General features: G+C 77.1%; 3 protein-coding genes. All 3 read left to right on the top strand.

Annotated features, from left to right (window positions below; all coding sequences use genetic code 11):
• The first annotated feature begins 1 nt into the window (after position 1).
• The 3 genes from IE332_RS23060 to IE332_RS23050 all read left to right on the top strand — a co-directional run bounded on the left by IE332_RS23060 (position 2) and on the right by IE332_RS23050 (position 13,970).
• The gene (locus IE332_RS23060) at positions 2–742 is read left to right on the top strand and encodes an aspartyl/asparaginyl beta-hydroxylase domain-containing protein (RefSeq protein WP_189919605.1); all 741 of its coding nucleotides are present in this window, start codon (positions 2–4) and stop codon (positions 740–742) included.
• Between the two features lie 86 nt (positions 743–828).
• Positions 829–5,310, top strand: coding sequence for a type I polyketide synthase (locus tag IE332_RS23055; protein ID WP_189919602.1), 4,482 nt, complete (start codon positions 829–831; stop codon positions 5,308–5,310).
• Positions 5,307–13,970: a non-ribosomal peptide synthetase gene (locus IE332_RS23050; RefSeq protein ID WP_189919601.1), complete on the top strand. Its 8,664-nt coding sequence runs from the start codon at positions 5,307–5,309 to the stop codon at positions 13,968–13,970. Before IE332_RS23055 ends, IE332_RS23050 begins: the two co-directional genes overlap by 4 nt.
• The last annotated feature ends 79 nt before the right edge of the window (positions 13,971–14,049 follow it).

Here is a 14,049-nt window from a genome sequence, read left to right as displayed (position 1 = left end):
CATGGACGTCCAGAGCGTGATGACGGAGCTGCACGGCCACCTCGGCGACACCGGGGGCCTGGAGCGGGTCGAGGAGTGCCTGCGCATCCTCACCGGGGAGCAGGCCCCGGAGTACCTGCACGACGACCAGGAGCCGACCCGGCTGTTCTTCCCCGGGATCAGCGCCCTGCCCTGGCACGACACCGCCGAACTGCCCTGGGTGGCCCGGGTGGAGGGGGCGTACGAGGCGATCAAGGCGGAGTTCCTGGCGCTGCGCGAGGAGCAGGCCCGGTTCGCCCCGTACGAGGACCTCTACACCAAGGAGCTCGGCTGGCAGGGCTGGGACACCTACCAGCTCTACCGCAACGGCAGCTGGCGCGAGGAGGTCCCGGAGCGCTGCCCGGAGACCCACGCCGCCGTGTCCGCGACCCCGCACGGGCCGCGCGACGGCATGTTCACCGTCCTCAACCCCGGTGTGCACATCACCCCGCACACCGGCGGCGTGAACCTGCTGCTCACCGCGCACCTGCCGCTGGTCGTCCCGCCCGGCTGCCGCATCAAGGTCGCCGACGACGAGCGCGGCTGGGAGGAGGGCAAGGTGATCCTCTTCGACGACAGCTTCATCCACGAGGCCTGGAACAAGGGCACCCAGCAGCGCGCCGTCCTGCTCTGGGACGTCTGGCACCCGGAGCTGACGCCCGTCGAGGTCCGCGCCCTGGAGTTCCTGATGCCCCGTTTCCAGCGCTACCTGATGGCGGTCTGAGCCCCGGTCCTCCCCCGGCCGCACCCGGTCGACCCCGCTCCCGCCCGCCCGCCGCCGGCGGAGCCCACCACACCACGGAGAACACCTTGAACGCACAGCCGGACCTTCCCGACGCGGCCGAGACCGACGGCCGGGTCGCCGTCGTCGGCCTCGCGGGCCGCTTCCCCGGAGCCGATTCCGTCGACGCGCTGTGGGAGCTGCTGGCAGCCGGCACCGAGGCGATCAGCCGGTTCGGCCCCGAGGAGCTGCGGGCCGCCGGCGTGCCGCAGGCCGAGGCCGGCAAGCCCGGGTACGTGGCCGCCAAGGGCGTGCTGGCGGACGTCGCCGGCTTCGACTCCCAGCTGTTCGGCTACAACGCGCTGGAGGCCTCGGTCATCGACCCCCAGCAGCGGCTGTTCCTGGAGTGCGCCTGGGAGGCGCTGGAGGACGCCGGCTGCGACCCCGACCGGGCGCCCGGGCCGATCGCGGTCTACGCCGGCTCGCTGCTGAGCACCTATCTGATCCACAACCTGCTGCCGCGCACCGACCTGCGGGACTCGCTCGGCGTGCCGATGCTCTTCCAGGGCAACCAGCCCGACCAGCTGGCCGCCCGGGCCGCGTACAAGCTCAACCTGCGCGGCCCGGCGGTCAGCGTGCAGACCGCCTGCTCGACCTCGCTGGTGGCGGTGCACCTCGCGGTGCAGAGCCTGCTGTCCGAGGAGTGCGACCTGGCGCTGGCCGGCGGCGTCACCGTCACCGTGCCGCACCGCTCGGGCTACCTGCCGGTGCCCGGCGGCATCGAGTCGCCGGACGGGCACTGCCGGCCCTTCGGCGCCGAGGCGGCCGGCACGGTCTTCGGCAACGGCGCGGGCGTCGTGGTGCTCAAGCGGCTCGCCGACGCGCTCGCCGACGGCGACCGGGTGCACGCCGTCGTCCTCGGCTCGGCCGTCAACAACGACGGTGCCAACAAGGCCGGTTACACCGCTCCCGGGGTGGCCGGGCAGACCGCCGTGATCCGCGAGGCGCTCTCCGTCGCGGGTGTCGCCCCGGACAGCATCGGCTACGTCGAGGCGCACGGCACCGGCACCCCGATCGGCGACCCGATCGAGGTCGAGGCGCTCACCGCCGCCTTCCGCGCCGAGCAGGACGCCGAACCGCCCACCACTGCCGGCTGGTGCGGCCTCGGCTCGGTCAAGTCCAACCTCGGCCACCTGGACACCGCCGCCGGCGTCACCGGCCTGATCAAGACCATCCTCACCGTCCGCGAGGGCCGGATCCCGGCCAGCCTGCACGCCGAGTCCGTCAACCCCGGACTCGGCCTGGCCGACAGCCCGTTCTTCGTCCCCTCCGCCCTCACCGACTGGCCGGTCGCCGGGGGCCCGCGCCGGGCCGCCGTCAGCGCCTTCGGCATCGGCGGGACCAACGCGCACGTCGTCCTGGAGCAGGCCCCCGACCCGGCCGCCCGCGCGAGCGCCGACGCGCCCGCCGCCCTGCCCGTCGCGCTCCCCCTCTCCGCCCGGACCGGCAGCGCGCTGGACACCGCCGCCGAGCGGCTCGCCGACGACCTCGCCGCCCACCCCGACCGCCCGCTGGCCGACGTCGCCCGGACGCTGCGCACCGGCCGCCGCCAGCTGGTCCAGCGCCGGGTCGTGGTCGCGAAGTCCACCGCCGAGGCCGTGGCCGCGCTGCGCGGCGGCGGCCGCCGGGAGTCCGTCCGCGCCCGCGCCGGACAGGGCGCCGCCCCCGTCGCCTTCCTGCTGCCCGGTCAGGGCGCCCAGTACCCCGGCATGGCCCTCGGCCTGCACCGGTCGCACCCGGTGTTCCGGACCGCCCTGGACGAGGCCGCCGAGCTGCTGCGCCCGCACCTGGGCCTGGACCTGGTCGACCTGCTCCGCGACGGCGACACCGACCTGCTGCGCCGCAGCTCGATCACCCAGCCCGCCGTGCTGGCCGTCGGCCACGCCACGGCCGCCCTCTGGCGGCACTGGGGCGTCCGCCCGGCCGCGCTGCTCGGCCACAGCCTCGGCGAGTACACCGCCGCGCTGCTCTCCGGCGTCCTCGACCTGCCCGAGGCGCTCGCCCTGGTCGCCGCCCGCGGCCGGCTGATGGAGGAGACCGCGCCCGGCGCGATGCTGGCCGTCCCGCTGGACGAGCCCGCGGCCGCCGAACTCGCCGCCCGGCACGGCCTGGACCTGGCCGCCGTCAACGGACCGGCCGCCGCCGTGCTCTCCGGCACCGCCGAGGCCGCCGGACGCGCCGCCGCCGAACTCGGCGAGCGCGGCCTGCGCGGCCTGCCGCTGCCGGTCGACCGCGCCTTCCACAGCGCCCTGTGCGCCCCGGCCGCCGAGCGGTTCGCCGCCGAGCTGGCCGGGGTGACGCTGCGCGAGCCCACCGTGCCGTTCCTCTCCAACCTCACCGGCGACTGGATCACCCCGGAGCAGGCCACCGACCCCGGCTACTGGACGCGCCAGATGCTCTCCCCGGTGCGCTTCCACAACGGGCTCACCCGGCTCGCCGCGCTCGACGAGCGGCTGGTGCTGGTGGAGACCGGCCCCGGCAGCGTGCTCACCGACCTGGTCCGCTCGGCCGCCGAGGGCGACGGACTCCGGCTCGCCCAGCCCCCGCTGCCGACCCGCGGCCGCCGCGGCCCCGAGGACGAGCCGGCCAGTGCCGTGCTGGCCCTCGGCAGCCTGTGGACGCACGGCGTCCCGGTCGACTGGGAGCCGCCGGCGGCCACCGCCCGCCCCGCCACCCTGCCCGGCTACCCCTTCGAGCGGCTGCCGCACTGGATCGAGCCGACCCCGCCCGGCCACGCCCCCGCCACCGCGCTGCCCGTCGCGGAGCTCGACGCGGTGCACGCCACCATCGCCTGGCGCCCGCTCGCCGAACCGGCCGGGGAGGACCCGCTGGCCGGCCGCCGCCAGACCTGGCTGGTCCTGCTGGACCGGGCCGCCACCGCCCAGCCCCTGGTGGACCTGCTGACCGCGCGCGGACAGATCGTCACCACCGTCCAGCCCGGGCCCGGCTACCGGCGGGTGCGCCGCGGCGTCTACGAGCTCGACCCCGCCGACCCGGCCCAGTACGCCAAGCTGCTCGCCGACCTGCGCGCCCTGGTCCGTACGCCCACCGCCGTCCTGTACGGCTGGGGGCTGGACGAGACCGCGGACGAGACCGACGGCTACTTCGGCCTGGTCAACCTCGCCCGGGCGATGTCCGCCGAGAGCGTCGTGCACGAGGTGCGGCTCGGCGTGCTGACCGCCGGGGCCTTCCCGGCCGCCCCCGGCGAACGGCCCCGGCCCGCCGCGGCCCTGCTCAGCGGCCCGGTCCAGGTGCTCGGCGAGGAGTACCGCAACCTGCGCTGCACCCAGGTCGACCTCGCCCCCGGGACGGCGCTCGACGAGGCCGCCGCCACCGCCGTGGTGCGCGCCGCGCTCACCGGCCCGGCCCGGCTGCTCGCCCTGCGCGGCTCCACCCTGCTCACCCGCACCGTGGAGCGCGCCGAGCGCCCCGTCCCGGCCTCCCCCGCCCGGGTGCGGGCCGGCAGCACCTGGCTGATCACCGGCGGCCTCGGCGGCATCGGCCTGACCCTCGCCCGCTCGCTGGCCCGGGCCGGCGCCGCCCGGCTCGTCCTGATCGGCCGCGGCGCCGGCGACCAGAGCGCCGCCACCGCCCTGGACGCCCTGCGCGAGGCCGGCGCCGAGGTACTGGCCGTCCGGGCCGACGTCACCGACGCCGAATCGCTGAACCGGGCGCTGGACCAGGCCCGTTCGGCCTTCGGCCGGATCGACGGCGTGATCCACGCGGCCGGCGTGCCCGGCGGCGGCTCGGTCGAACTGCGCTCCGACGACAGCATGCGCGCCGTGCTCGCCCCGAAGACCGCCGGCCTGCGCCACCTGCTCGACGCGCTGCAGCCCGGCGAGGCCGAGGTACTGGTGCTCTGCTCCTCGCTCGCCACCCTGATCCCGACCTACGGGCAGGCCGACTACGCGGCCGCCAACGCCTACCTCGGCGCCGTCGCGGAGGCCGAGGCGGCCCGCGGCGAGCGCCACGCGGTGGCGGTCGACTGGGACATGTGGGCCCAGGTCGGCATGGCCAGCCAGGCCGAGGTGCCCGAGGCCCTGCGCGCCTTCCAGGCCGACATGCTGGCCGGCGCGCTCACCCCCGAGCAGGGCGCCCGCGCCTTCGCCGCCCTGCTGGACGGCCCGCCCGGACGGGCCGTGGTGGCCCGGGTCGGCGCCGCCGTCGTGGACGGCGCGCTGCGCACCTCCACCGCCCCGGGCGCCGACCAGCCCCGGACCGCGGCCCTGCCCCGCCCCGAACTCGCCACGCCGTACACCGCCCCGGCCACCCCGACCGAGGAGCGGCTGGCCGAGATCTACGCCGAACTGCTCGGCCTCGACCGGGTCGGGGTGGAGGACGACTTCCTGGAGCTCGGCGGCCACTCGCTGCTGGCCGCCCAGGTCGCGGCCCGGCTCCGGGCCGAGTTCGAGGTCGACGTCCCCGCCCGGGTGTTCTTCGAGGGCGGCCGCATCGCCGACCTCGCCGTCGAGATCGAAGACCGCATCATCGCCGAACTGGAGCAGCAGTGACCAACCCCGCAGACCGGAACCCCCGGGGCCGCGAGGACCGCCTCGCCCGGCTCACCCCCGAGCAGCGCGCCGCCTTCGAGGCCCGCGCCCGGGGCCGCGCCGGCGCGGCCCCGGCCACCGCCACCGGCTCCGCCACCGGTTCCGCCACCGCCGCGCCCGCGCTGCCGCCGCGCGACCGGGCCCTGCCCGCGCCGCTGTCCTTCGGCCAGGAGCGGCTCTGGTTCGTGGAGCAGCTCTCCCCCGGCCTCGGCGTCTTCAACGAGTACGTCGGGCTGCGGCTGACCGGACCGCTGGACGTCGCCGCCCTGGAGGCCGCGCTGACCGGCCTGGTGGAACGGCACGAGGCGCTGCGCACCGTCGTCGCCGCCGGCCAGGACGGCCCGGTGCAGCGGGTGCTGGAGCACACCGGCCCGGTGCTCCGGGTGGTCGAGCCCGGGCAGGGCGAGGCCGGCTGGAGCGAGGAGCGGGAGCGCGAGCTGGCCGAACGGGAGGCGGCCCTGCCGTTCGACCCGGAGCACGGCCCGCTGCTGCGCGCCCTGCTGATCCGCTCCGCGCCCGAGCGCGCCCTGCTGGTCGTGGTCAACCACCACCTGGTCGGCGACGCCTGGTCCCGCGCGGTGCTGGTGGAGGAGCTCTGCTCCCGCTACCGGGCCTTCCGCGACGGCGGCCCGGCGCCCGAGCCGCTCACCGTGCAGTACGCCGACTGGGCGCAGTGGCAGCGCGACGAACTCACCGACGCCGCGCTGGCCGAGCCGCTCGGCTACTGGCGCGAGCGGCTGGACGGCGCCCCGCACGTCCTGGAGCTCGCCACCGACCGGCCCCGGCCGGCCGTGCCCAGCCACCGGGGCGGCCGGGTGCACTTCACCCTGGACGCGGCCACCACCGAGGCCGTGGAGCAGGCGGCCCGCGTCGCCCGGGCCACCCCGTTCATGGTCACCCTGGCGGCCTGGCAGGCCGTCCTGATGCGCCACTCCGGTCAGCAGGACGTCGTGGTCGGAGTGCCCACCGCGGGCCGCGACCGGCCCGAACTCGCCGGTCTCGTGGGCATGTTCGTCAACAGCCTGGTGCTGCGCTCGGACCTCTCCGGCGACCCGACCTTCGGCGAGCTGCTCGACCGGGTGCGGGAGACCGCGCTCGGCGCGCTCGCCCACGCCCAGGTGCCCTTCGAACGCCTCGTCCGCGAGCTGCGCCCGGACCGCGACCTCAGCCACGCCCCGCTCTACCAGGTGCAGTTCGGCTACCGGAACGTGCCCGCCCCCGACATCGCCCTGCCCGGCGTGACGGTCGAGCTCGTCGAGCTGGACAACGGCCTCTGTCGCACCGACCTGAGCCTGGAGCTCGCCCGCGACGGCGGACTCACCACCGGCGTCTGCGAGTTCAGCCGGGACCTGTTCGACGACGGCACCGTGCTCGACCTGACCGAGGCGCTGCGCCGGGTGCTCGCCTGCGGCGCCGCCGACCCCGGCCTGCACCTGTCCGACCTGCTCGCGCTCACCCCCGTCGAGCAGGCCCTGCTGGCCTCCGCCGGGGACGGCGGCCCGCTGCCCGAGGACGCGCCGGACGTCGTGACCGCCTTCGCCGAGGCCGTCCGCACCCGCCCCGACGCCGAGGCCGTGCTGCCCGGCGGCCGCCCCGACCAGGCCCTCACCTTCGCCCGGCTGGACGCCCGCGTCGACGAACTGCTCGCCCGGCTGCGCGCCGCCGGGGTCCGCCCCGGCGACCGGGTCGGCCTCTGCCTGCGCCGCGGCACCGACCTGCCCGCCGCCATGCTCGCCGTGCTCCGGGCCGGCGCCGCCTACCTGCCGCTCGACCCCGACTACCCGGCGGCCCGGCTCGCCCACGTGGTCGAGGACGCCAGGCCCGCCGTGGTCCTGGTGCACGGCGCGACCCTGGACGCCGCACCCGACGGCGCCCCGCTGCTGGACCTCGACGCCCCGGCGGCCGAGGCCCTGGAAGCGAACGTCGAGGCGGCGCCGGTGGACCCGGACGCCCCCGCGTACGTCATCCACACCTCCGGCTCGACCGGCCGCCCCAAGGGCGTCGTGGTGCTGCGCCGCAACCTCACCGCCTTCCTGGCGGCGATGGACCGGGTGCTCGCGGACGGCGCCGACAGCGCGGAGCCCGCGACCTGGCTGGCCGTCACCAGCGTCTCCTTCGACATCTCCGTCCTGGAGCTGCTCTGGACGCTCAGCCGGGGCCACCGCGTCGTGGTCAACCCCGACCCCGGCACCGCGCTGCCCGCCGTCACCACGACGGCGGCCACCCCGGCCGTCCCGGCCGTCCCGGCCGTCCCCGAGTTCAGCCTCTTCTCCTTCGCCAGCGACAGCGCCGGCGCCGAGCCCGGCCCGGACCAGTACCGGCTGCTGCTGGAGGGCGCCCGCTTCGCCGACGCGAACGGCTTCGCCGCCGTCTGGCTGCCGGAGCGCCACTTCCACGCCTTCGGCGGGGCGTTCCCGGCCCCCTCGGTGCTGGCCGCCGCGATCGCCCAGGCCACCGAGCGGATCGGCATCCGGGCCGGCAGCGTGGTGCTGCCGCTGCACCACCCCGTCCGGGTGGCCGAGGAGTGGTCGGTCGTCGACAACCTGTCCGGCGGGCGGGTCGGGCTCTCCTTCGCCTCGGGCTGGCACGCCGACGACTTCGTCCTCGCCAAGGACTCCTACCAGGACCGCCAGGCGCTCACCGTGAGCGGGATCGAGCAGGTCCGGCGGCTGTGGCGCGGCGAGCGGCTCCCCTTCGAGGGGCCCGGCGGCCGTACCGTCGACGTGGCGGTGCTGCCCCGCCCGGTCCAGGCCGAACTGCCGTACTGGCTCACCTCCTCGGGCAACCCGGAGACCTGCCGTACGGCCGGCCGGGTCGGCGCCCGGCTGCTGACCCACCTGCTGGGCCAGAGCGTCGAGGAGCTCGGCCAGAAGATCGCCCTCTACCGCGAGGCCTGGCGCGAGGCCGGCCACCCGGGCGACCCGCACGTCACCCTGATGCTGCACAGCTACGTCGGCACGGACGCGGCCGACGTCCGGGCGCACGCCTGGCAGCCGTTCCGCGACTACCTGCGCAGCTCGGTCGGGCTGATCGAGAACCTGGCCCGCGGCCTCGGCATGGACGTCCGCAGCAGCGACTTCACCGCCGAGGACCAGGAGGCGCTGCTCGACCACGCCTGCGCCCGCTACCTGGGCCACGGTTCGCTGATCGGCACCGCCGAGGAGTGCCTGCCGCTGCTGCGACGGCTCACGGAGATCGGGGTCGACGAGATCGGCTGCCTGGTCGACTTCGGCGTCGACACCGACGTCGCGCTGGCCGGCCTGCCCCGGCTGGCCGAGCTGCGCCGCACCGCGGCCACCACCCCGGCCGCCCCGGCCGCCGCGGCTCCCGCCGAGGAACTGACCGCGCTGATCCGCGCCCACGGCGTCACCCACCTGCAGTGCACCCCCTCGCGGGCCCGCACCCTGCTGGACGAGGCCGACCCGGCGGCCCTGCGCGGCCTGCGGCAGCTGCTGCTCGGCGGCGAGGCCCTCGACGCCGAACTGGTGCGCCGCCTGGCCGGGCACCTCGACGGCCGGATCCGCAACATGTACGGACCGACCGAGACCACCGTCTGGTCCACCACCGCCGAGGTCGACCCGGCCGAGGGCCTGGTCACCATCGGCCGCCCGATCGCCGGCACCACCGTCCGCGTGCTCGACCCGTACGGGCGGCGGGTGCCGGTCGGCGTGCCCGGCGAACTCCTCGTCGGCGGCGCCGGGGTGACGGCCGGCTACCTCGGCCGGCCCGAGCTGACCGACGAACGCTTCGTCCCCGACCCCGAGTCCGCCGACCCCCAGTCCGCCGACCCGGAGTCCACCGGCCCGACGTCCGCCGCCCAGGCCGCCCGGCTGTACCGGACCGGCGACCTGGTCCGCACCCTGGCCGACGGCCGGATCCAGTACCTCTCCCGCAACGACCACCAGGTCAAGATCCGCGGCTTCCGGATCGAGACCGGCGAGGTCGAGGCCGCGCTCACCGCGCTGCCCACGGTCCGCCAGTGCGTGGTCACCGCCTACGGCCTGGGCACCGCCCGGGCCGCGCTCGCCGCCTACCTGGTGCCGGCCGACCCGGCCGCGCCGCCGGCCCCGGCCGAGCTGCGGGCCGCGCTGGCCGGGCAGCTGCCGGGCTTCCTGATCCCGTCCCGGTTCGTCCCGCTCGACGCGCTGCCGCTCACCTCCAACGGCAAGGTCGACCGCTCGGCGCTGCCCGCGCCGGAGTCCGTCCCCGCCGCCGGCCGCGACCGCACCCCGCCCGCCACGCCCACCGAGGAGCGGATCGCCGCGATCTGGCGCGAGGCCCTGGGCGTCGAGGAGGTCGGCACCGGGGAGGACTTCTTCGAGCTCGGCGGCCACTCCCTGCTGGCCGCCCGGATGGTCGCCGGCATCCGCGACGAACTGAACGTGCGGCTGCCGCTGCGCACCCTGTTCGACTCGCCGACCGTGGCCGCCCTGGCCCGGGCCGTGGACGCGCTGGGCACCGGCGGGGCCGCCGAGGCCCCCGCCGAGCGCACCGAACTGCTCCCCGACCCGGCCCGCCGCCACGAGCCCTTCCCGCTCACCGACGTGCAGCGCGCCTACTGGATCGGCCGCAGCGGCGCCGTCGGCGGCGACGTCGCCTGCCACCTCTACCTGGAGGTGGACGTCGCCGACGTCGACCCGCTGAGGCTGCAGGACGCCTGGCGGGCCATGGTCCGCCGGCACGACGCGCTGCGCCTGGTCTTCGGCGAGGACGGCACCCAGCGCGTCCTGCCCGAGGTGCCGGCGTACCCGCTGGCCGTCGACGACCTGCGCGAACTGCCGGAGCCGGAGCGGGCCGAGCGGCTCACCGGCACCCGCGCCCGGATGTCGCACCAGGTGCTGCCCGCCGACACCTGGCCGCTGTTCGAGCTGCGCGCCAGCCGGACCGAGGGCTCGGACGTCCGGCTGCACCTGAGCATCGACACCCTGATCGCCGACGGCGGCAGCGTGCAGATCCTGCTGCGCGAACTGCTCGCCGTCTACCAGGGCTCGCTCGACCCCCGCCCGCTCGAACTCTCCTTCCGCGACTACGTGCTGGCCGAACAGGCCCGCCGCGAGGGCCCCGCCCTGCAGCGCGACCTGGACTACTGGCACGGCCGCCTGGAGACCCTGGCGCCCGCCCCCGCGCTGCCGCTGGCGCGGCGCGCCGAGGAGCTGACGCAGACCAGGTTCCGCCGCCGCGAGGCGCACCTGCCCGCCGAGCTGTGGGAGCGGCTGAAGAGCCGGGCCGCGACCGGCCGGGTCACCCCCTCGGCGCTCGCCCTGGCCGCCTACGCCACCGTGATCGGCACCTGGGCGGCGGCCGACCGCTTCACCCTCAACCTCACCCTGTTCAACCGGGTCGGCGACCACCCCGACCTGGCCGCCATGGTCGGCGACTTCACCGCGCTCAGCCTGTTCGAGGTGGACGGCGCGACCGCCGGCCCCTTCGCCGACCGGGCCCGCCGACTCCAGGACCGGCTCTGGGAGGACCTGGACCACCAGTTGGTCAGCGGCGTCCGGGTCGGCGGCGAACTCGCCCGCCGGCGCGGGGTGGCCGAGGCCGCCATGCCGGTCGTCTTCACCAGCGAGCTCGGCGCCGACGGCGTCGGCGGCGGCGAGGTGCTGCGGGAGCTGGGCGCCGAGGTCGCCCACACCATCACCCAGACCCCGCAGGTCTGGCTGGACCACCAGATCTCCGAGGACGAGGGCCGGCTGCGGCTGACCTGGGACGCCGTCGAGGACCTCTTCCCCGAGGGCATGCTCGACGCCATGTTCGCGGCCTACACCGGGCTGCTCACCACGCTCGCCGAGCGGCCCGAGGCCTGGACGGACCCGCACCTGCCCGTGCTGCCCGCCGACCACGCCGAGGCCTACCGCGCGCTCAACGCCACCACCGGCCCGCTGCCCGAGGGGCTGCTGCACGAGCCGTTCCTCGACCGGGCCCGGACCGCGCCCGAGCGCACCGCCGTGGTCTCGGCCACCGGCACGGTGACCTACGACGAGCTGGAGCGGGCCTCCGCGGCCGTCGCCCACGCGCTCCGCGCGGCCGGCGTCGCCCCCGGCGAGCTGGTCGGCGTGCGCGCCGACCGGGGCTGGGAGCAGGTCGCCGCCGCGATCGGCGTGATCCGGGCCGGCGGCGCCTACCTGCCGCTGGACGCCGGCCTCCCGGCCGCCCGGGTCGCCCGCTCGCTGGAGCACGCCGGGGCCACCGCGCTGCTCGCCCGGGAGTCCTGGACCCCGGAGGACGCCGTACCCGCCGGGGTCACCCTGCTGACCTTCGAGCAGGCCCTGGCCACCCCGGCCGACACCCCGCCGCCCGCGGTGCCGACCACCCCGGCGGACCTCGCGTACGTCATCTACACCTCGGGCTCCACCGGCGACCCCAAGGGCGTGATGATCGACCACCGGGGTGCGCTGAACACCGTGGTGGACGTCAACGACCGCTTCCGGGTCGGCCCGTCCGACCGGGTGCTCGGGATCTCCTCGCTCGGCTTCGACCTCTCGGTGTACGACCTCTTCGGCACCCTCGCCGCCGGGGCCGCCCTGGTGCTGGTCGGCGGCGGCGAGGAGCGCGACCCCGCGCGCTGGTCCCGGCTGGTCGCCGAGCAGCGGGTCACCGTCTGGAACTCCGTCCCCGCGCTGATGGAGATGCTGCTGGCGTACGCCGACGGCAACCCGGCCGCCGACCTGGAGTCGCTGCGCCTGGTCATGCTCAGTGGGGACTGGATCCCGGTCGGCATGCCCGACAACGTCCGCGCGCTCGCCCCCAAGGCCGAGGTGATCAGCCTGGGCGGCGCCACCGAGGCGTCGATCTGGTCGGTGCTGCACCCGGTCGGCGCGGTCGAGCCGGGCCGCCCGAGCATCCCGTACGGCCGTCCGATGCGGAACCAGGGCATGGTCGTGCTGGACGAGGCCTTCCGGCCGCGTCCGGTCGGGGTGGCCGGCGCCCTGTTCATCACCGGCGCGGGCCTGGCCGTCGGCTACCGCAACGCCCCCGAGATCACCGCCCGGGCCTTCCCCCGCCACCCGGTCACCGGCGAGCGGCTCTACCGCACCGGCGACCTGGCCCGGCTGCTGCCCGACGGCGACCTGGAGTTCCTCGGCCGCGAGGACTCCCAGGTCAAGGTGCGCGGGATGCGGATCGAGCTGGGCGAGATCGAGTCGGCGCTGGTCCGGATGGACGGCGTGCGGGAGGCGGCCGCGCTGGTCGAGGGCGACGGGCTCGGTGCCCGGCTCGCGGCCTACGTGGTCCGCGAGGCGGCCCGCCCGCAGCCGGCCTCCCCGGCTCTTGCGGCGACCCCGGCGGCCCCGGCCCTGGACGCCGAGCGGGTCCGCCGGCTGGAGGCGCGACTGCGCCAGCCCGGCCGCCGCGCCGACCTGGCGGGCCGTGAGGTGCTGCCCTTCGCCCTGCCGGCCGACACCCTCGACCTGCGCCGGGCCGCCGCCCTGCGCGGCGCCGCTAGCGGCTTCGCCGACGGCCCGGTCCGGCTGACCGACCTGCACGCCCTGCTGACCGTGCTCGCCCGCCAGGACGAGGACGGCGTGCCCCGGTACGCCTACGGCTCGGCCGGCGGCCTGTACCCGGTGCAGACCTACCTGGCCGTCGCCCCGGGCGGGGTCGAGGGCCTGGCCGCCGGCACCTACTACGTCGACCCGGCCGGACCGGCGCTGGTCGCCCTGAACGGTGCGCCGGGCGCGGCGCTGGCACTCGACCCGGCGCTCTACAGCGAGGCCAACCGGCCGCTGATCGACCGGGCCGGCTTCGCGATCCACCTGGTCGCCCGGAACACCGCGATCACCCCGGTCTACGGCGAACTCGCCGACCGCTTCTGCCTGCTGGAGGCCGGGGCGATGGCGCAGCTGCTGCGCCACCGGGCCGCCGACTGCGCGGTCGCGCTCTGCCCGATCGGCGACGTGTTCGCCGAGCCGCTGCGCGGGGCGCTGCTGCTGGAGGACGGCCAGAGCGTGCTGCACACCCTGGTCGGCGGCCGGCCGGCGGGCGCGGCGGCCGAGGAGCCGGAGGCCGGTGCCGACTGGACGCTCGGGCTGCGCGAGGCGCTCGCCGCGCGGCTGCCCGGCTACATGGTGCCGCAGCGGGTGGGGGTGGTCGACGCGCTGCCGCTGTCCGCCAACGGCAAGGTCGACCGGGGGGCGCTGGCCCGGCTGGGCGGCTCCGCCGGGGCACGGGCCGCTTCGGCTCCGTCGGCTCCGCGGGTCGTCCCGGCTCCGACTCCGGCACCCGCGCCGGCCGCACCGCGACCGGTGGCGCTGCCCGCCGGGCTCGGCACGGTGGAGCGGCTCACCGCGCTGTGGCGGGAGGTGATGGACGGCGCGGAGGTCGACCTCGACACCAACTTCTTCGAGGCCGGCGCCAACTCCATCCACCTGGTCCGGGTCCAGCGGCGGATCACCGAGGAGTTCGGACGGGAGCTGTCGGTGGTCGAGATGTTCGACCGGCCGACCATCCGTCACCTCGCCGAGCTGCTGGACCGGCCGGCCCCCGCGCCCGTTCCGGAAGCCACGGAAGCCCCGGCGGCCGCAGCGCCCGTCGCACCGCCCGTCGGCGGCGACCGCGGCCGGCACCACGAGCGGCGCCGCGCCGCCCGCCGCGGTGGCACCGGCACCGGCCCGACCGGCTGACCCGGACGGCCGGTGGCCGGGCCCGGCACCCCGTGCCCGGCCCGGCCCCCGGCCCCCGCGCCGCGTCGTCTCACCACCC

Origin of the sequence: Kitasatospora xanthocidica (assembly GCF_014656195.1) — a bacterium.
Classification (GTDB): Bacteria; Actinomycetota; Actinomycetes; order Streptomycetales; family Streptomycetaceae; genus Kitasatospora; species Kitasatospora xanthocidica.
The sequence above is the reverse complement of the archived record's forward strand: the minus strand, read 5'-3'. Positions and strand labels throughout refer to the sequence as shown.

Coding starts and splice junctions, on each gene's coding strand:
- IE332_RS23060 (WP_189919605.1), top strand. CDS start 2: ATGGACGTCCAGAGCGTGATGACGGAGCTGCACGGCCACCTCGGCGAC.